This is a genomic window from Ruminococcus sp. AM26-12LB, from assembly GCF_003480785.1.
Taxonomy (GTDB): Bacteria; Bacillota; Clostridia; order Lachnospirales; family Lachnospiraceae; genus Blautia_A; species Blautia_A fusiformis.
The window spans coordinates 131,070-151,784 of sequence record NZ_QUJX01000005.1; the positions used below are offsets into that span (position 1 = coordinate 131,070).

The window sequence follows — 20,715 nt, forward strand, 5'->3', positions numbered from 1 at the left end:
GGATAAAAACTCTTATTTGTGAACAGACTATAAGATTCGGCATAACAGGAGGAAAGATCAATGAGCAGAAAAGGAGAAAACATTTACAAAAGAAAAGACGGACGATGGGAAGCCAGATATATCAAGGAGCATCGGATAAACGGAAGGATACACTATGGCTACTGTTACGGAAAAACATATCATGAAGCCAGAGATAAGGTCAATCAGGCACGTTATGCGCTGATGAATGATCAGCTCCTGCCCGTGAGAGGAAAACGGAATCGCTTTGCAGATTACTGTAATGAATGGCTGTATCTGAAACGAAGCAGCGTGAAACCATCCACTTTTGTAAAATATACAACGATCCTGGAAAAATATATCAAGCCTGATCTCGGGCAGTATTTTTCCGAGGCTATTTCAGAAATACTTGTAGAACAATTCAGCTACAGGCTTATCCATGAAAGAGGATTGTCACCAAAAACAGTGCGGGATATTCTTTCCGTGCTGCATTCCATTCTGAATTATACAACAAAGCAGAATCCACTGGCAAAATCGGTGGATATCGTATACCCCAGGCAGGATCGAAAAGAAATGCGTGTGCTGACCTGTGAAGAACAGAAAAGGTTTACGGAATATCTTTTACGGGACATGGATCCGTGTAAATTTGGGGTTTTGCTGGCATTGCTGACAGGATTGCGGATCGGAGAAGTATGTGCTCTGAAATGGGAAGATATTTCTCTGGAAAATAAAGTCATCTTTGTACGTCATACCATGCAGCGCCTGAAAAATCTCAATCCTGCAAGTGAAGAAAGGACCCGGATCATAACCGGGGTTCCTAAAAGTGGAAGGTCGGTAAGGATGATCCCCATGAACCAGGATATTGAAAAGCTCTGTAACAAATGGAGAGCAGATGATCTGGAAGCATATGTTCTGACCGGAAAAGCAGGGTATTTCCTGGAGCCCAGAACCCTGCAGTATCGCATGAGGCAATATACGAAAGATTGTGATCTGAAAAATGTTCATTTCCATACTTTGCGGCATAGTTTTGCGACACGATGTGTGGAGGCCGGATTTGAGATCCGCAGTCTTTCGGAGATCCTGGGGCACTCCAGCACACGGATCACACTGGAATGTTATGTACATTCATCCATGAACCTGAAACGTAAAAATATGGAAAAACTGAAGATCGCAGATACCGTGGAAAAAGAATTTCCGGGAGCCTGAGTTTTTTTATAAACCGTCAAAAACCGCCGTCAGAGAAGAAAGAACCGTTAAATTTACACGGATCGCAGGGAATCTTTCACAGAGTATTGTGCTCTGCGAAAGAGCAGAAATACCGGCATGGACATGTAATGAGCAGTGCCTGTTTTTGACTGCCATAGCATACAAGAAGGAGGTTTGAAGTATGATACATAATCATTCATCTGGAAAATACCGTCTGTGGAGGAAGGTCCTCTCAGTCTGTATTGCGTTCGCAATGATCTGCAGTGTTTCCATCTCAGCGTTTGCGGTAGAGGCCAGCAGTGAAACAGCCAATGAAAATATTGAAACAGTACAGTCCGGATCCGCAGAGGATGCAGAAGAGCTGACAGCCACAGAAGCGGAAAATGATCAGTCGGTGGATGAAGCACAACCGGAAGAACCTGCGGTGACAACCGGAGATGAAAATACAGAGGAACCGACAGATGTTATCGAAGCTCCATCTGAGGATCCGGAGCAGCCGGAAGAGCCATCCGTAGAGCCTGGCGAAGAGCCAATCCAGCCAGCAGATCCGACCGTGACCGAACAGCCGGAGGAGCCGACAGTCACCGAACAGCCCGAAGAACCAGGTGCAACACCGGCGGGAGATGCAGATGCATCGGTAGATGAGGTTCAGGATGTGGAGTTGGAAGCGCAGGCGGATGCGCAGTCCGTGCAGGATATAGAGCAGGAGCAAGATCCGGTAGCGGTGCAGGAACGATGGTCCATTTACGAGAAAAGTGCAGCAATTTATTATCTTGCCAATCCTGCAGGAGATCCATGGACAAATGATACGGGAGCATGGGCACCGGCAGGGGAAACCAGTAATATGTTAGGAAAAATTAATATAGCTGATGCAGAATGGGAAAATGGTTATGTAGGAGATACAGTTTACAAAGATAAAAATATTAGAAAAAATGTGTCGAATTATATTCTCTCATGGCCGGATGGAAGGACAGGCACAACCTGGACAGTAAAGAATGGAGATACGACTACTGGTTCATATTTTACATTTATATTGGATTCAATCTGGGAGAATTACAAAAAAGCAATCAGTAAAGATACGGGAATTAATATTAATAGTCTTGACAAATCAGATATTCTTGAAATTACATTAACTCCCCGTAAAATTTCACGGGGAAACGGAGGAAAATATCCATATCATATAGACTGTGCATTGAATATTAAAAGTAGAAGAGCATTTACTGCTAAATTCTGGGTGAAAAATCCCAATGATACAGAGTATACACAAGTTGATGCGAAAAACTATAAAACTGGAGATTCTGTTATTAAAACAGAGCAAGGTGAGAATGAGAAAGTTATCGATGGAATAACATATGTTCTGGATGGCTGGTATCCGGAAAATGTTGATGGAGGAGCATGTGGAGATCAGAAAATTACAACTTGGCCATATCCTCCAAAAAATACAGAGTTGGCAGATGGTACCGTAAACTTCTATGCCCACTACACACCGCTTTATACATCAGTAAACATCAAAAAACTTGTAACCGGAAGTATGGGAGATAAAAGTAAACAGTTTAACTTTACAGTTTCTGTAGTAAATGGAAGTATTAAGCTTCCATTCAACATCGGTGAGACACAGTATACAGGTTCAACGACAATTACACTGTCAGATAAGCAGACAACAAGACTGACACAGGTTCCAGTTGGAGCAACCGTAACAATCGAAGAAAAGGATTATTATAACAGCGATAGATATACGCCTTCCTATACAATAGACGGTAATTCTTCTGGTACGAATAATAGAAAGGCGAAAATAACATCTATTTCAAGAAGGGATAATGATGTTCCTCACGAAGTTATCTTCACCAACAACAAAGACGCAATCCCGGACACTGGGTTGGATTTCAATACAACACCATACATTCTGGTATTAGGTATCGTAGTCGCCGGAGCAGGTGTGCTGTTATTCGGGCGCAGGAAGCGTTGGAGTTGAAGGCGGTTGTGATGAAGAAGAAACGGTCAGGAAAAAAAGGAAGCTGTAATGCTGGAGCAGAGCGGTTTCCGCAGACAGAGGCGTTAAATCATGAGCACGAAAAGCTGAAGGAGTGGTTCCGGACGGTCAGGTTTCGGAAGGTGCTGTTTGGCGGAGTGGATGAAGTTCATCTCTGGAAAAAGCTGGAAGAGTTAAACCAGATTTATGAAATATCCTTAAGCGCAGAACGTGCACGGTACGATGCACTGATCGCTGACCATCAGAAAAGCTGTGATGCCATGATTCGCAAATATAAGGAACTTGCTGAAAGAGGGACTACCGGACAGGATACAAATGTCTGATCTGTTCACAGGATATAGTTCCAGAGAAGAGGTGCGGAGGTGATGCGTGCTGAAAAAGATCAAACCTGTTCTCAGACAATCCGAAAAAGAAGATATTCTACAGAAATAAAGGAAGGCTACATCCGTCTTTTCTGGCGGATCGTGTTGATCGTGGCCGTTGGCTGGCTGCTGTTTACACAGGTTTTTCTTATAGTCCAGGCACCGGATAATGAAATGTTCCCGGCAGTGGAGGCCGGAGATCTTCTCATCGGTTATCGGCTGGAACAGAATCTTGAAAAAGAAGATGTTGTCGTGTATGAAGCCGGCGGCAAAACTCATGTAGGGCGTATCCTGGGATGCGAAACCGACGTGATCACAATGGATGACACAGGAACGCTTCTTGTAAACGGAACAGCCCAGACAGGAGAAATTGCATTTCCTACATATGCAAAGGAAGGGATCACATATCCCTACACAGTTCCGGAAGGCAGTGTATTTATTCTGGGAGACTACCGAACCCATGCAAAAGACAGCCGTGAATTCGGCCCCATCTCCATAGAGAATGTGAAAGCAAAAGTAATCACTATACTTCGAAGAAGAGAACTGTAAAAAAGTAATTGTTCTCCCATTTCTGAGAGAACATAACAACAAATGTATAAGCTGCTTTTTATGAGCTTATAAATAAATTTATATTTCTAGGAGGATTTTCTTATGAAAAAGACAAAGAAACTGTTAGCATGTTTGATCGCAGCAGCCACCATGTTTACCATGGGAAGTACGGCATTTGCGGCAGAAACTGCAGAAGCTGAAACGAAAACACCTGTAGATTCTGTTACATTAACAAAAAGTTATAAGCTGGAAGTAGCTGATATGAAATCCCCGGCAGAAACTTTTAACTACACTGTAACAGCAGCTAATGTTACAGATGCAGCCAGCAATACTACAAAAGATAATATGCCGATGCCTAAAGTTGTTGCCTATACGACAGAATATACGGAGGGTGAAGCAACAGTAGAGGGTAAGGAGAAAACTTTTACCATTGAACTTCCAAATTATAATAGTGTAGGAATTTATTATTATACAGTTGCAGAAACTAAGGGTAATACTCTGGGTGTAACATACGATGAAAAAACGGTTACACTGAAAGTCACTGTTGTTAATAATAAGTCAGGAGATGGTTTTGACAGATATGTTACTGTTTATAAAAATATATCCGGTAACGAAAGTAGAAAACTTACAGAAGGTCAGAATGCATTTGAAAATACGTATTCAGCAAATTCTTTACCTGTAAAAAAAGTTGTAACTGGTAATCTTGGTGATAAAAATAAATTTTTCACTGTAACAGTAACTTTAAAAAATAATACAGGAAAGACAATGTCCAGTGATATTTCTTATAAAGTTGGAGAGGCAACAAATACTATCAAAGCAAGTGATTGGGAAAATAATATAGCAACAGCAGAAATCAACCTGAAACATGACCAGACAATTACTTTCACAAATTTACCATTTGGTGTGACATATGATGTAACTGAGGCAGATTATACTAAAGCTAAAGGTGGTTATGACGCCCCAGTGTATACGTATACAAATACTAATAAAACAGTTAATAAAACTTCTCAGAATGTGACAATTACTAACAACAAAGGTGGCGACATCGACACCGGCGTCAACCTCACAACTCTCCCATACATCCTCGTATTCGCAGGCGTGATCGTAATCGCAGGTGCAGCATTCATCACCAGAAGACGCAGATACGAAGACTAATGATCATCCGGGCAGCAGAGAGGAGGCAGTATGAACGCATCTAAGTTTTTCCTGAAAGCAGCCAACTCTCTGGTTACTGCCATTGTAGCATTGTTTCTGATCCTGGCGGCGGCGTATTCCGGGTATGCACTCTGGGATAACGCACAGGTCTATGGCGCTGTGGACGACATTCAGTCACAGCTCTTAAAACTGAAACCCGACCCGGAACAGAAAGACGGAGGCGCTTCTTTTGAAGAGCTCCGCAAGATCAATCCGGATGTCTGTGGATGGATCACACTGGACCACACAAAGATCGACTATCCGATTCTTCAGGGAGAAGATAACCTGACTTACATCAATACTGATGTATATGGTGATTTTGCTTTGTCAGGAAGTATCTTTCTGGATTCCGGCTGTGACAGAAATTTTCAGGGGAAATATTCTCTCCTGTATGGTCATCACATGGCAGAGCATAAGATGTTCGGAGATCTGGATCTTTACAGAAAAAAGAAATTTTTTAACAAAAACACCACAGGTACGCTGATCCTTCCTGACCGTTCCTACAAGCTGGAAATTTTTGCATGCATGCAGGTTTCCGCATCTGAGGATTCTATTTTTGCAACGGGAAAATGGCAGGCGGATACCAGTGGACTTGTGGATTTTGTCAGAAAAAACGCGGAACATGTCCATCAGCAGACAATGGATAACATTGGAAAGTCCGAAGATTTTTCCCAGATACTGGCAATGTCAACCTGCTCTTCGGAATTTACAGATGCAAGAACAGTTCTTCTGGCGGTAATGAAACCTTATTCGCCGGAGACGTAAGGAGGGGATGAAGACGAATATACGAAAATTTCCGGCAGTGCTCCTGCTTGCGGTTCTGTGCCTGACAGTTTTTCCGATTTCAGCTATGGCAGCTGGAGTTGCGGAAGTAAAGATTCCTGTCAGCGTGGAATTGTCAGGTGAGAAGCCATCTCCGGACGAAACTTATACGATCATTCTTCAGGGTGAGGACGAAGCACCCATGCCGGAAGAAAATACGATCACGATCACAGGTGCGGGGAAAGCAGAATTTCCTGCAGTGGAATATGCTGTTCCTGGCGTATACACTTACAGCGTTTCCCAGCAGCCTGGAAAGCTGGAAAACGGACATTATGACAATACCGTTTATTATGTGAAAGTAACAGTAACGAACGGAGAGTCCGGTGATCTGGAAGCAGTTGTGGCTGCACATACCGATGCACAGATGAACAGCGAGAAACAGGATATCGGCTTTGTGAATTCCTACGATCCTGTGGATACGCCGACACCTGTACCGGAAAATACACCGACACCACTTCCGGAAAAAACTCCGACTGCAGTGCCGACCAGAACTCCGGCAGCGACCATAACGAACACGCCGGTAAAACCTGACAGCAATCTGCCTGCTTCCGGAACTTCTTCCTATACGGGAACTTCTTCCTATACAGGAAATACAGGTTCCAGTCATGTAAAAGCTATGCCAAAAACAGGAGATAACACAAACATTGCAAAATGGATCGCAGTGATCTGCGTTTCCGGATGCGTGGTATTACTGGCAGCAGTATTTGTCAGAAGAAAAAAGAAAACGGATAAATAACAGGATCCGGACAGCGGTGCGGCAGGAAAAATTTCTACCGCATCGCTTTTTTTGACGAAATGTGAGGGACAGAGGATGGCAAACGGACTTAAACTGGAAGGTCAGAGATTTGGTCATCTGACGGTACTGAAAAAACTGGATGAGCGGGAAAACAGGTATGTTGTATGGCTGTGCAGATGTGATTGTGGAAATGAGATAAAAGTAAATACCAGACATCTGATGCGTGGGACTGTAAAGGACTGTGGATGTATTCCGGAAAACAGTGCCAAGAGAGGACCGGTGGCAGAAGACCTTACAGGCCGGCGTTTCGGGAAACTTGTGGCAGTAAAAAAACTGGAAAGTAAAAACGGCAGGACCAGGTGGGAATGCCGCTGTGACTGCGGGAATATGCATATTTCCACTGCACACAGCCTGAAAGCCGGAAAATGTACCAGCTGCGGTTGCGGCCATTATGTCAGAGGTCGCGGGATCACCGACATCAGCGGACAGCGTTTCGGGCGGCTGACTGCTCTCTATCATACAGATAAAAGGAGCAAAAAGGGCTCTGTGTTCTGGCATTGTCGGTGTGACTGCGGAAATGAAGTGGATGTGACAGAGGATGGCCTTCTTCATGGTAATTACAGAAGCTGTGGCTGTCTGAGACAGGAGATATGGAAGGAGCTTCCCGGGCAGCTGCATATGGTAGATGGAACCTGTGTGGAGATGCTGGAAAAAAGAAAGCACCGCAGTGATAATACCAGCGGATTCCGTGGCGTCTATCAGCTGCGGAATGGAAAATACCGTGCTACCATCGGATTCAAGGGGAAACGATTTTATATCGGAACTTTTGTGGATTATCAGGATGCGGTCCAGGCCCGCCAGGAAGCGGAATCTACCATCCACGAAGGCTTTGTCCGCGCCTGGTACAGCTGGAACCGGCAGGCAGAAAAAGATCCCGGCTGGGCCAGAAATAATCCCCTGGTATACGAGATCCAACGGATCAACGGAGAGTTTCAGGTGACAACGAATATGAAAGAAAAAGAACTGCTGAAGTAAACTGAATATTCTCACATAAGCTGTCGCGTTAATGTGCTACAGCTTATTTTTTTGAAAAATACCGATAAAAATGTGGACAAAACCGAAAATAATGGTTAATATATACACATGCCTAAAAACCAAAAAATGAAAATTATACGAAATATATAATATAAACTCGGAACGGATAAAAAATATATAGACATATTTACAAATCGACATCGCGGATATCAATACCGGAAGAAGTGGTGAAATAACGGGAGGAAGAGAATATGCTGAAATTTTTTAAAGGAAAAGATAAAGGAAATTTAATCTATGCACCCTGCAAGGGTAGAGTGGTTCCCCTTGCGGAGGTTCCGGACCCTGTCTTTGCGGATAAGGTACTGGGTGACGGTTTTGCCGTGATCCCGGCAGACGGCAGGATATATGCTCCGGCAGACGGTGAGGTGGCAATGGTATTTGATACGCTTCATGCAGTTACGCTGACAAGCACTCAGGGCGCGGAAATACTGATACATATCGGACTGGATACAGTCACACTTAAGGGCGAACCCTTTAAAGCGCACGTTGCAGCAGGTGACAAGGTTAAAAAGGGTGATCTTCTGATAGAGGCTGATCTGGACAAAATTGAGAAAGCCGGTTTAAACACGATTATCCCGGTTCTGATCTGCAACACAGATGATTACGGAAAGATAAGCCTCCAGAAGGAGGGGGATGTTTCGGCGGATGAAGCCGTCCTCAAGCTTTCATGATCATCTTCATGCAGCTGACAGGCTTATAGCAGCCCGGAGATAGTAGCAATTTTCGGGGTGTTATAACCGGAGTGATCCGGTCAAATATATTTATTTTAAGGGAGGGGAAATATATGAAATTTCTTCAAAAACTGGGAAAAGCGTTAATGCTTCCGGTGGCAGTACTGCCAATCTGTGGTATCCTCATGGGTATCGGATACTGGTTATGTCCGGCAACCATGCAGGGTGGAGACATTCATGGCGCAGCCAATCTGATCGGTCTGTTTCTGGTTAAGGCAGGCGGAGCTCTGATCGACAACATGGCAATCCTTTTTGCTATCGGTGTCGGTGTCGGTATGTCAGAAAAGAATGACGGAACCGGCGGAATTGCTGCACTTGCATCCTGGCTGATGCTCACAACACTTCTTTCTACAGGATTTGTTACAACCATCATGCCATCAATCGCTGACAATGCAACAAAGACTCTTGCATTTGACAAAATTGCGAATCCTTTTATCGGAATCCTTGCCGGTATCATCGGATCTACATGCTATAACAAATTCAAGAGCACCAAGCTTCCTGACTGGCTGTCATTCTTCAGCGGCAAGCGCTGCGTAGCGATCATCGCAGGAGTGGTTTCCATTATCGTATCTGCTGTATTACTGTTTGTGTGGCCATTACTTTTCAGTGCACTTGTAGCATTAGGAAAAGCAGTTGCAGGTATGGATGTTGTTGGTGCAGGTATCTATGCATTCCTGAACCGTCTGCTGATCCCTACCGGATTACATCACGCACTGAACAATGTATTCTGGTTTGACACCATCGGACTTGGTGATCTTCAGCACTTCTGGGCAGGTGAAACCTCTGCAGATGTATCCTGGAGCCTTGGAATGTACATGTCCGGATTCTTCCCATGTATGATGTTTGGTATTCCTGGTGCAGCACTTGCAATGGTAAGATGTGCGAAACCTGCAAAGAAAAAATCGCGATCGGTCTTGTTGCATCTGCAGCGATCTGTGCATTTATCTGTGGTGTAACTGAGCCGTTCGAGTTTGGATTTATGTTCCTTGCTCCTGGCCTCTATGTGATCTATGCATTACTTTACGGTATCTTTACCATGATCACAGTTGCTCTTGGATTCCGTGCAGGCTTCAGCTTCTCCGCCGGTGCGATGGATTTACTTTTCTCATCCTCACTTCCGGCAGCACAGAAGACATGGCTCATCCTTCCTCTTGGAATTGCAGCATTTATCGTATTCTATGTTGTATTCCTTTTTGCCATCAAGAAATTTGATCTGAAGACTCCGGGAAGAGAAGACGATGACGATCTTGAGGCAGAGAAGAATATCGAGCTTGCAAATGATGACTATACTGCTATTGCCGCGAAGATCCTGGAAGGCTGTGGCGGAAAAGAGAACATCACAAGCATCGATAACTGCATCACAAGACTGAGACTTGAGGTTAAGGATATTACAGCTGTAAATGATAAGGTGATCAAATCTGCAGGTGTTGCAGGCGTGATCAAACCTGGAAAAACTTCTGTACAGGTTATTATCGGAACCAAGGTTCAGTTTGTTGCAGATGCATTTTCTGCGCTTTGTAAATAATGGCTTTTTTGGAGTTAGGTATTTGTTAAAATAATTATGGGGGCAGCAGAACTGTGAAAACGGTTCTGCTGCTTTTTTTTGTATACCTTATATTGACCGATACTTTCAAAAAGCGTACAATGTTACTTCGATAAAAAGCAACCGGTCAGTGCGTTTACAATTGCAATATTTCTACAGGGGGAATGAAGTTAATGAAATCCTGCATATTTCACAAAAAATATCTTTTAGCCGGCATATATATTATTTTTGTTCTGTTTACCTGCTGTAATTCCCGATTTTATCATACACCGCTGGCAAAAATATGTTCCGTAACAGAAAAACAGACTCTGAGCAGAGAAGGAACCAGGGGCTCAAAAGAATATTACTATACTCAGAATATTACGGCACGGATATTAAACGGTTCGCATAAAGGGGAAAAAATAACGGTCTCTAATGAATATACATCTTCTCAGGTTCAGACCAAGAAATATCATAAAGGAGACACCGTTCTTTTAAGCGGTTCAAAGGAAAGCCCCGGAAAAACGATACGTTCTGTAAAAAGGGATGGGTATTTGGCATTACTGGCAGGAGGATTATTTTTTCTTCTGATCTGCATTACAGGAAAGCAGGGATTTTACACGATCATATCACTGATACTGAATACAGTCATATTTGCGTATGGATTTCAGGCTTTTACAGAAGGGAAAAATATTTTAAATATCTGTAATGTCATCGCAGTTCTTTTTTCACTGACTACATTGATCTGCTTAAATGGAATTCATAGAAAAACATTTTCCTCAGTTCTTTCAACACTGTGTGTTCTGTTTCTGATCATGGCATTGTTTGAATTTTCTATTTATATGTACGGAGATCTGGATTATTCCAATCTGGAATACCTTGGAAGTACAGGCAATTCAGCAGATATATTCTGGGCAGATATTATGCTGACAGGACTTGGTGCAATTATGGATGTGACGGTGACGATCAGCGCAGCAATAGGAGAGATCGTGCGGAAAAATCCATCGGTTTCTCTGAGAAGACTGATACATTCCGGTCGTGAAATCGGATATGATATTATGGGAACCATGATAAATGTACTGCTGTTTGTTCTGGCAAGCGGTATGATTCCCATGTTCATACTTAAGATGAATAATGATATAAGTTTTATAACGATCGTGAGATACCACATTCCATATGATATCTGTCGTTTTCTGATAGAAAGTATTGGAATTGTACTGGCAATACCGGTATCTGTTTTTATTGCTTCAGTGATTATGAAAATACCATCACGGAAAAGGGGTGTCAGAGAATGATCATTTTTCTTGCATTGATTTTAATTTTTCTGGTGATCTTGATTGGCGGAGAGCGTGGAGCCATGTCAATTATGACACTGGCGGGGAATATTGTAATTTTGTTTTTTTCAATTATGCTGATGTCTGCCGGTTTTCCTGTACTGCTCCTGATATTGGTGGCAGGTGCAGGTGTCTGTTATATTTCTCTGTTTTATCAGAACGGAAATAATCCAAAGACGCGGGCGGCTTTTCTGGCTACACTGCTGGTAATGTTACTTTTGTTTATTCCGATTTATATTATTACATGGAGATCAGGAAGTTACGGGTTAAATGAGATCCAGATTTCAGAAGATGATTTTATGTATTATTACAGTACGGATCTTCATATTAACATGCTTCATGTAGGAATATTTGTAACTGTTTTCAGTACTCTTGGGGCTGTTATCGATACAGCATTATCTGTAACATCTTCTGTATATGAAGTCTGGACTCATAAAAACAGTCTGACAGCGAAAGAGCTTACAGCTTCCGGCTATCAGGTTGGGAAAGAAATTATCGGTACAACGGTAAATACGTTGCTGTTTGCTTATCTTGGAGGAACTATTTTATTATTTTCATACATTCAGACACAGCAATATAGCCTGGAGATCATTCTTAATTCCCAGTTCCTATTCCAGGATGTTGCAGTCATGCTATCTGGTGCGGTAGCCTGCCTTATTACCGTCCCGGTATCGATCAGATGTATTATTCGACAGATCTCATGAAGCATATCTCCACTGCACTGAATACGGAATCCATGGTCCCGATACAGATGTTCTTTCCTGTATTCAGCAGACGTGGGCTCTCTTTTATGAAAGCAGTTATTATATTTATGTATTTATGGGAGTGCTTTTACAGGCAGTTCCATTTCTGATCTTGGGAGTCCTTCTATCTTCGGCGCTTCAGACATATGTATCGGAAAAATGGATCGTAAAATTACGGAAAATGTGAAGAAAGTGTGAAATTAGCACTCGCCTCTTGACAGTGCTAATAATGCGTGTTATAGTACATACAGAACAAAGGAAGAGAGAAAAAAGAAATCTTCCGGAGAAAGTTCTTACAGAATTTGCAGATGTTTTCAGAAACAGTAAATTAAAAACGCCTGCGCAGCACGCAGCGAATATAGATCAGGAGGAATGAGTTATGTTAATGCCAAGTATTTTCGGAGAAGATTTATTTGATGATTTTATGGGATATCCGACAGGCCGTCAGGCAGCTGCCAATGCTTATCCTCAGGTGAAGGATATGATGAAGACAGATATCCGTGATGTAGATGGCAATTATGAACTGGAGATCGATCTTCCGGGATTTAAGAAAGAGGATGTGAAGATCCAGCTGAAGAATGGTTATCTGAACATTCAGGCAACCAGAGAAGAGAAGAAAGACGAGAAGGATGATAAAGGTAAATATGTTCGCAGAGAACGTTATACAGGAACCTGCAACAGAAGCTTTTATGTAGGCTCGAGCATTAAGCATGAAGATATCCATGCGAAATATGAGAACGGAATCCTTCATGTAACCTTCCCGAAGGAAGAGACCAAGAAAGAAGCAGAAGAGAAGAAATTTGTTTCTATTGATTGATCAGCATTTATTGTGAAGCCCCGGTACTGGATTGCAAGCTCCGGGTGATGGGATATAGCATAATAACAATATCCGGAACAACCCAAACGGATATTGCAAATATTAAAGCTCCAAATTGCACATCGCATTTGTTTATATAAATGAATATAACCCCCTTTTTTCCACCCCTCTGCCAATGCCTGGCAGAGGGGTTCTTTACGTTTCAGCCTGAAGTACAGAGGTGAATTTTGATTATTGTTTACTGGTAATATTCCGCGAAGCGTGTTGCTGAGAACGGAGTGAACAGTAACGAATTCTGATTAACTTTACACTCTTTCCTCACTCTGTTATACTTGGAACAGGTAAACAGCGGAAATTCGGCAATACTATAAAATTGGGGAAAGAGTTTTTACAGAGGTGAATATATGGGAGATAAGATCAAGGTTATCATGGACTGTGATCCCGGAATCGATGACGGGATCGCACTGGCATATGCGGCAGCACATCAGGATGAACTGGAGCTGCTTGCAGTGACGACATCTGCAGGAAGTACCAGGATAGAAAGAGTGACCAAAAATGCACTGGAGCTGGTGGATTTTTACGGACTGAAGGTTCCGGTGGCAGGAGGCCAGGACCGTCCTCTTGTGAAAGCGGCAATTTATGCGGAAGAATTCCACGGAGAGACAGGGCTTGGCCATTGCGTACTGCCGGAAGCAAAATCAGAGGCTGCTTCTGATAATGCAGTGCTTTTTATCCGTGACATTCTGAATGCCATTCCTGAGGGCGAGCAGGTAGTAATGATCGAAACTGCACCAATGACTAATCTTGCACTTCTGTTAAAGGTTTTTCCTGAAATAAAGAATAAGATCAGAAAAATCGTATTTACAGGCGGTGCAGCAAAAGGCGGAAACATCACACCGGCAGCGGAATTCAACATCTACGCAGATCCGGAGGCGGCAAAGATCGTATTCGATTCCGGAATTCCACTGATCATGTGTGGACTGGATGCTACCCTGAAATGTAATCTCACCAGAAACCAGATCATGAAGCTGTGCCAGTCCGGTGATCCGGCAGCCAGAGCCTGTGGAGATATGGCTGGCTACGTACTTGAAAATTTTTCCAAATATCGCTGCGTGGCAAGTATCCATGCTGCTGTACCGTTTATGTATCTCATCCATCCGGAGTTCTTTAAAACAGAAAAAGTATTCCTGGATGTGGATTGTTCAGACGGTGCCGGACGGGGTGCCACATTATGCGATTTCCGCTGGTGGCTACACGAAGAAGACGAAATGAAAGATATGATTCTGACAGATGCAGATACAGAAAGCTTCCAGCAGGAGCTGTTTGAAGCGATTTATTCTGTGTCCGAATGTAAAAATATGAAATAGCCGGACAACGATCCGGAAACAGCTGCATTTATGAAGCAGCTGAGCAGTCAGATAAGAGGACAGAAAACCCATGAACTATATTGTATTTGACCTGGAATGGAACCAGAATCCGGATGGAAGAAGACATCCGGATAGTCGGCTCCCGTTTGAGATCATAGAGATCGGGGCAGTAAAATTAAATGAAAAAAGAGAGATCGTTGATACCTTTCAGTGCCTGATCAAGCCCAAAGTGTACCACTGGATCCACGACAGTATCCACGAAGTGATCCACGTGGATTATCATGAACTGGAAAAAGGCATCCCTTTTCCAAGGGCGATCCGCAGATTTCTGGAATGGTGCGGGGAGGAGTATCGCTTTTTTACCTGGGGAGACCAGGATGTGATGGAACTTCAGCGCAATATGAAATACTATAATCTTCTGAAGCTGATGCCAGGGCCGGTGCATTACTACGATGTGCAGAAACTTTTCAGCATAAAATTCGAGGATGGAATATCCAGGCGTTCCCTGGAATATGCTACAGACTACCTGCAGCTTCCCAAAAACCGGGATTTTCACCGGGCACTGGCAGACGCCAGCTATACTGCCAGGATACTCCTGGAGATCGATGAAGCCTGCATGATCCGCCATCCGTCCCTGGATGTATATCAGAATCCAAAATCCAGAGACAGCGAGATCTATATTTCCTATACAGACCATGACAAGTTTGTGTCCAGGGAATTTGTATCAAAGGAGCGTCTGATGAAGGACCGTACTATGGTAAGTACCATGTGTCCTATCTGCAGATGCCCTGCCAAGAGGAAGATCCGCTGGTTCAGTACCAACAATTCCAAGGTATATTACAGCCTTGCCCTTTGCCATGAGCATGGACCTGTTGCCGGAAAGATCCGGATCCGAAAAACCGATGAGGGAAAATATTTCGGGGTGAAGACCCTGAGAGCAGAAGATACAGAAGCGGCGGATGAGATCCGTGAAAAGCACGAATCTCTCCGCCGCAGGAAAATGTTACGAAGCCAGGAGAAGATCTGATACGATGTTTCGTTCGTATTGCATTCCCCATCCGACCATTTGTTTCTTATAATAATATTTGCTTTTCAGACGCAGTGGGCCGACAGCATTCTGAAGAACGGCCTGGCGTTTGTTAAGCTGTGATTTTTTGATACCTTTTGGAAGAGTCACATAAACCTTTGTCTGATAATAAAACGGATAGGTGTTTCCGTTATTCTTAAGGATATATTTGTCACAAGGGAGTACCTTAAACGGGACTGGCTCCATGGACACCTTCATATCCACCTTTTCAAAATTTTCAAAACCATAATTAAAAAGAGAAGCGGTATCGCTGTAAGCATTTGCCGCGGAAGTAGAATTCAGGATCACGGCTACCAGCGTTATATTTCCTCGTTTGCAGTAGGTGACAAGTGTGTTGCCGGATGCATCCGTGTAGCCTGTTTTTCCGCCACGGACGCCTTCATAATAATATTCGCCGTTTTTCATCATCTTGTGATGATTGAGCAGCTGGCGGGCTTCCGCAAATTTATTGGTAGGCGGGATCTCGTAATAACGTTTGGTGCAGTATCGCCGGAAAAGAGGATTCAGCCAGGCGGATTTGGCGATCTTTGCCATGTCGGAGGCTGTGGTGTAATGATTCTCATCCGGAAGACCGTTGGGATTATTAAAGTGTGTGTTCTTGCAGCCAAAAAGCTTGGCGCGCCAGTTCATGAGTTCTGCGAATTTCTTTACAGAGCCGGAAACTTCTTCCGCAACGGCGACAGACATTTCATTAGCGGACTGGAGCATGACAGCCATCAGGGCCTGATCCCTGGTGAATTTTTCACCGGGAGCAGCATAAATACTGGAATCTCCGGCAGTTACACTGGTGGAAGCTTTTTCAGATACGGTAATGTTTGTCTTAGCGTTCAGATTTTCACAGGCAAGCAGTGTAGTCAGGATCTTCGTGATGCTGGCAGGGTAGAGCTGTGTGTCCGCATTTTTGGAATAAAGAACGGCTTCTGTATTTACGTCCATAAGGACTGCAGCCTGTGCTTCGATGCCGGGACCTTTGGGCCACCCGTCAATGGAATCGGTGTCGGCAGCCTGTGAATAATAGCTGGAGTGAGCAGGCGTGACTGCTGCTGCCTGACCATCAGGAACCGGTGTGGCAGTGACGATAGGATCACCATATTCATCGTATCCATAGGCAGCCGCCGCGCAGGGAGCTGCGCCTGTGAGCAGGATCCCTATGCCGAGAATGCCTGCAAAGATCCGGCGCAAGGATCGTTTTTTCATATTTTTCATAACAAGATACCTTTCAGTGATAAATCCGGGCGAGAAGGTTATTATTCATTTGAGAATCAGTAACCGAAAAAATCTTGCCCGTTTTGTGATGAGGTGCAGTATTTCATTAATTATAGCATTGTATTAATGAAACGCTGTATTTTGGCCCTCAAGATTCTGTAGTAGTATACCACTTTCCTCCCGGAAAAACTACTTGCAGTCTGTGAAAATTCCATTAAGAAGAAGTGAACATACATATAATAAGAAAAATCCATGAAAACACTTGACATATGGATTTTCCCCAACCTATAATAGACAGCGTATATAGAAAAAGCTGTGATGGAGACAGTAGGCCATATGGAAAGCTTGCAGCGAACTGGGGATGGTGGGAGCCTGGGACGAGTAAATATGGCGGAATATCACTCCTGAGCTTCAGTTCCGAAGTTGTCCGGCAGCAGCCGGAAGAATATCTGATATACAGATGATCATTAAGTAAGAACTGACGGATTTCCTCCGTTACAGGGAACATATATCGGCAGATACAAAGAATTGTCCGCCATGAACAGACATGGAACAACAGCCCGCGCCATAACACAGAGCATAAGAACACAGCAGAAGACGCAGGGATCCGGACACAGGCCCGTATAATGTAACAGGTGGTACAGCGAATCAGACTTCGTCCTTTTACAGGATGGGGTCTTTTTTTATAAGTGCCCGAAGCATTGGCACGAACAGGTATCTGTGAAGAAACAATCCGCTGTGGCCTTACAGATGAGGCAGCAGCCAGTAATCAGACACAGGAGGTAAATATTGTGTATCGTAAAGTTGACACGAATCTGAATTTTGTTGACCGTGAAAAAGAAGTCGAGAAATTCTGGAAAGACAACAAGATTTTCGAAAAGAGTATGGACAGCCGTAAAGAGGGCGAGACATACACATTCTATGACGGACCGCCTACCGCAAATGGTAAGCCGCATATCGGACACGTTCTGACACGAGTTATCAAGGATATGATCCCGAGATACCGTACAATGAAGGGGTACATGGTTCCGAGAAAAGCAGGATGGGATACTCACGGACTTCCGGTTGAGCTTGAGGTTGAGAAGAAGCTTGGCCTTGACGGCAAGGAGCAGATCGAGGAGTACGGAATGGAGCCGTTCATTCAGCAGTGTAAGGAGAGCGTATGGAAATACAAGGGAATGTGGGAGGATTTCTCATCTACCGTTGGTTTCTGGGCTGACATGGAGCATCCGTATGTAACATACGACAACAATTTCATCGAGTCCGAGTGGTGGGCGCTGAAAGAGATCTGGGAAAAAGGTCTCCTTTATAAAGGCTTTAAGATCGTTCCTTACTGCCCACGCTGTGGAACTCCGCTTTCCGCACAGGAGGTTTCTCAGGGCTACAAGACTGTTAAAGAGCGCTCTGCGATCGTACGTTTCAAGGTTGTTGGTGAGGACGCATACTTCCTGGCATGGACAACAACACCGTGGACACTTCCGTCCAACGTTGCACTTTGTGTAAACCCGGATGAGATCTACTGTAAGGTAAAAGCAGCAGACGGCTATACCTACTACATGGCAGAAGCACTTCTGGACAAGGTTCTCGGCAAGCTTGCAAAGGATGATGAGCCTGCATATGAGATCCTTGAGAAATATAAAGGAACAGACCTTGAGCGCAGAGAATATGAGCCGCTTTTTGCATGTACAGGAGAGGCAGCAGCAAAACAGCACAAAAAAGCTCATTTCGTAACCTGTGACAACTACGTTACCATGAGTGATGGTACCGGTATCGTTCATATCGCACCTGCATTTGGTGAGGATGACAGCCGTGTCGGACGTGAGTATGACCTTCCGTTCGTACAGTTCGTAGACGGACAGGGTAACATGACCAAAGAGACACCATACGCAGGTGTATTCGTAAAGAAAGCGGACCCGATGGTCCTCACAGACCTTGACAAAGAGGGCAAGCTTTTTGACGCACCGAAATTCGAGCATGATTATCCGCACTGCTGGAGATGTGACACACCGCTTATCTACTATGCACGTGAGTCCTGGTTCATCAAGATGACTGCAGTAAAGGATGATCTGATCCGTAACAACAATACTATCAACTGGATTCCGGAGAGCATCGGTAAAGGACGTTTCGGTGACTGGCTTGAGAATGTTCAGGACTGGGGTATTTCCAGAAACCGTTACTGGGGAACACCACTGAATATCTGGCAGTGTGAGTGCGGACATATGGAATCCGTAGGAAGCCGCCAGGATCTCTATGAGAAGAGTGGTGACGAGCGTGCGAAGACCATCGAGCTTCACCGTCCATACATTGATGATATCACCATGAAGTGTCCGGATTGCGGCAAGACCATGCACCGTGTACCGGAGGTAATCGACTGCTGGTTCGATTCCGGAGCAATGCCTTTTGCACAGCATCATTATCCATTTGAGAATAAAGACCTGTTCGAGCAGCAGTTCCCGGCAGACTTCATCTCCGAGGCTGTTGACCAGACAAGAGGATGGTTCTACTCCCTTCTTGCTGAGTCCACACTGCTTTTCAATAAGGCTCCGTATAAGAATGTAATCGTTCTGGGACATGTACAGGATGAGAACGGACAGAAGATGAGTAAGTCCAAGGGAAATGCAGTAGATCCGTTTGATGCACTGAACAAATACGGCGCAGATGCGATCCGCTGGTATTTCTACATCAACAGTGCTCCATGGCTTCCGAACCGTTTCCATGGCAAGGCAGTTGTAGAGGGACAGAGAAAGTTCATGAGCACTCTGTGGAACACCTACGCATTCTTCGTACTGTATGCGAACATTGATAATTTTGATGCAACTAAATATACTTTAAATTACGATAAGCTTCCGGTTATGGATAAATGGCTGCTCAGCAAGCTGAATACCATGGTGAAGACTGTCGATGCGGATCTTGATTCCTACAAGATTCCGGAGGCTGCAAGAGCACTCCAGGAATTTGTTGACGATATGAGTAACTGGTATGTAAGAAGAAGCCGTGAGCGTTTCTGGGCAAAGGGCATGGAGCAGGATAAGATCAATGCTTACATGACACTTTACACAGCACTGGTAACAGTTGCCAAGGCTGCAGCTCCGATGATCCCGTTCATGACTGAGGATATCTACCAGAACCTTGTAAGAAGCATTGATGCAGACGCTCCGGAGAGTATCCATCTCTGCGATTACCCGGAGGTAAACGAGGCATGGATCGACAAGGATCTTGAGGCAAACATGGAAGAGCTTCTTGAGATCGTTGTTCTCGGACGTGCATGCAGAAATACCGCAAACATCAAGAACCGTCAGCCGATCGGAACCATGTATGTAAAGGCTGAGAAAGCTATGGATAAATTCTACACAGATATCATCGCAGATGAGCTTAACGTAAAAGAAGTGAAATTCGCAGATGATGTAGAGTCCTTCATTTCCTACAGCTTCAAGCCGCAGCTTCGTACAGTAGGACCGAAATACGGCAAGCTTCTGAACGGCATCCGTACCGCACTCTCCGAGATCGACGGAACCGCAGCAATGAAAGAGCTGAGAGATAATGGTGTTCTCGTTCTTGACATTGACGGAAACAGAGTCGAGCTTGCAGAGGAAGACTTATTGATCGAAACAGCCCAGAGCGAGGGCTATGTGACAGAGACAGACGGTGAGACATCCGTTGTCCTTGATACAAACCTTACACCTGAACTGATCCAGGAGGGCTTTGTCCGCGAGATCATCAGCAAGGTTCAGACCATGCGTAAAGAGGCTGGTTTCGAAGTCATGGACAAGATCATTGTCTATGCAAAAGATAACGATAAGATCATGGATATCATGAAAGCAAACCAGGATGAGATCAAACGTGAAGTACTGGCAGAAAACATTATTCTGGGAGAAGCAGAGGGTTACACCAAGGAGTGGAACATCAACAAAGAGGCTGTAACACTGGGAGTATCCAAAGTACAGGAGGAAAACTAAT

16 protein-coding genes and 1 pseudogene are annotated in these 20,715 nt (G+C 44.2%); 16 read left to right on the plus strand and 1 reads right to left on the minus strand.

What is annotated here, in order from left to right:
- Positions 1-60: 60 nt before the first annotated feature.
- The 15 genes and pseudogenes from DW694_RS05130 to DW694_RS05205 all read left to right on the plus strand — a co-directional run bounded on the left by DW694_RS05130 (position 61) and on the right by DW694_RS05205 (position 15,492).
- The gene (locus DW694_RS05130; protein WP_118752634.1) at positions 61-1,203 is read left to right on the plus strand and encodes a site-specific integrase; all 1,143 of its coding nucleotides are present in this window, start codon (positions 61-63) and stop codon (positions 1,201-1,203) included.
- 181 nt (positions 1,204-1,384) lie between these two features.
- The gene (locus DW694_RS05135) at positions 1,385-3,175 is read left to right on the plus strand and encodes a DUF5979 domain-containing protein (RefSeq protein WP_118752635.1); all 1,791 of its coding nucleotides are present in this window, start codon (positions 1,385-1,387) and stop codon (positions 3,173-3,175) included.
- 11 nt (positions 3,176-3,186) lie between these two features.
- Positions 3,187-3,516 carry a hypothetical protein gene (locus DW694_RS05140; protein ID WP_129975217.1) on the plus strand — a complete coding sequence of 110 codons (330 nt, stop codon included), beginning with the start codon at positions 3,187-3,189 and terminating at the stop codon, positions 3,514-3,516.
- Between the two features lie 42 nt (positions 3,517-3,558).
- Positions 3,559-4,104, plus strand: a complete 546-nt coding sequence (lepB, locus tag DW694_RS05145) for a signal peptidase I (RefSeq protein WP_118752637.1) — start codon at positions 3,559-3,561, stop codon at positions 4,102-4,104.
- Between the two features lie 102 nt (positions 4,105-4,206).
- Positions 4,207-5,259, plus strand: a complete 1,053-nt coding sequence (locus DW694_RS05150) for an FctA domain-containing protein (protein ID WP_118752638.1) — start codon at positions 4,207-4,209, stop codon at positions 5,257-5,259.
- 30 nt (positions 5,260-5,289) lie between these two features.
- Positions 5,290-6,063 (plus strand): class B sortase, encoded by a 774-nt coding sequence (srtB, locus tag DW694_RS05155; RefSeq protein WP_022426560.1) that lies wholly within the window; start codon positions 5,290-5,292, stop codon positions 6,061-6,063.
- 7 nt (positions 6,064-6,070) lie between these two features.
- The gene (locus DW694_RS05160; RefSeq protein ID WP_118368645.1) at positions 6,071-6,856 is read left to right on the plus strand and encodes an FctA domain-containing protein; all 786 of its coding nucleotides are present in this window, start codon (positions 6,071-6,073) and stop codon (positions 6,854-6,856) included.
- Positions 6,857-6,931: 75 nt separating this feature from the next.
- Entirely contained in the window at positions 6,932-7,891 is a 960-nt protein-coding gene (locus tag DW694_RS16860) for an aP2 domain (RefSeq protein ID WP_022426562.1), read from the plus strand.
- A 251-nt stretch (positions 7,892-8,142) separates the two neighbouring features.
- The gene (locus DW694_RS05170; protein ID WP_015526406.1) at positions 8,143-8,622 is read left to right on the plus strand and encodes a PTS glucose transporter subunit IIA; all 480 of its coding nucleotides are present in this window, start codon (positions 8,143-8,145) and stop codon (positions 8,620-8,622) included.
- 113 nt (positions 8,623-8,735) lie between these two features.
- Positions 8,736-10,207: pseudogene (locus DW694_RS05175) on the plus strand (PTS transporter subunit EIIC).
- A 551-nt stretch (positions 10,208-10,758) separates the two neighbouring features.
- Complete coding sequence (locus DW694_RS05180; protein ID WP_244095995.1) at positions 10,759-11,499, plus strand: YibE/F family protein; 741 nt, start codon at positions 10,759-10,761, stop codon at positions 11,497-11,499.
- Positions 11,496-12,242 carry a YibE/F family protein gene (locus DW694_RS05185; protein WP_092072929.1) on the plus strand — a complete coding sequence of 249 codons (747 nt, stop codon included), beginning with the start codon at positions 11,496-11,498 and terminating at the stop codon, positions 12,240-12,242. The genes DW694_RS05180 and DW694_RS05185 overlap by 4 nt, the downstream gene beginning before the upstream one ends.
- A gap of 418 nt (positions 12,243-12,660) precedes the next feature.
- Positions 12,661-13,098 (plus strand): Hsp20/alpha crystallin family protein, encoded by a 438-nt coding sequence (locus DW694_RS05195; RefSeq protein WP_015526401.1) that lies wholly within the window; start codon positions 12,661-12,663, stop codon positions 13,096-13,098.
- 404 nt (positions 13,099-13,502) lie between these two features.
- A complete protein-coding gene (locus DW694_RS05200; RefSeq protein WP_021650274.1) occupies positions 13,503-14,465 on the plus strand; it encodes a nucleoside hydrolase in 963 nt (320 codons plus the stop codon).
- Positions 14,466-14,535: 70 nt separating this feature from the next.
- Positions 14,536-15,492: a 3'-5' exonuclease gene (locus DW694_RS05205; protein ID WP_021650273.1), complete on the plus strand. Its 957-nt coding sequence runs from the start codon at positions 14,536-14,538 to the stop codon at positions 15,490-15,492.
- Here the strand turns inward: DW694_RS05205 and DW694_RS05210 are convergent.
- Positions 15,469-16,758, minus strand: coding sequence for a D-alanyl-D-alanine carboxypeptidase family protein (locus tag DW694_RS05210; RefSeq protein ID WP_118752639.1), 1,290 nt, complete (start codon positions 16,756-16,758; stop codon positions 15,469-15,471). The two genes, DW694_RS05205 and DW694_RS05210, sit on opposite strands and share 24 nt — an antisense overlap.
- Positions 16,759-17,549: 791 nt before the next feature.
- Between DW694_RS05210 and ileS the strand changes: the two genes are divergently transcribed.
- On the plus strand, positions 17,550-20,714 hold the full coding sequence (ileS, locus tag DW694_RS05215) for an isoleucine--tRNA ligase (protein WP_118752667.1): 3,165 nt from the start codon (positions 17,550-17,552) through the stop codon (positions 20,712-20,714).
- The last annotated feature ends 1 nt before the right edge of the window (position 20,715 follow it).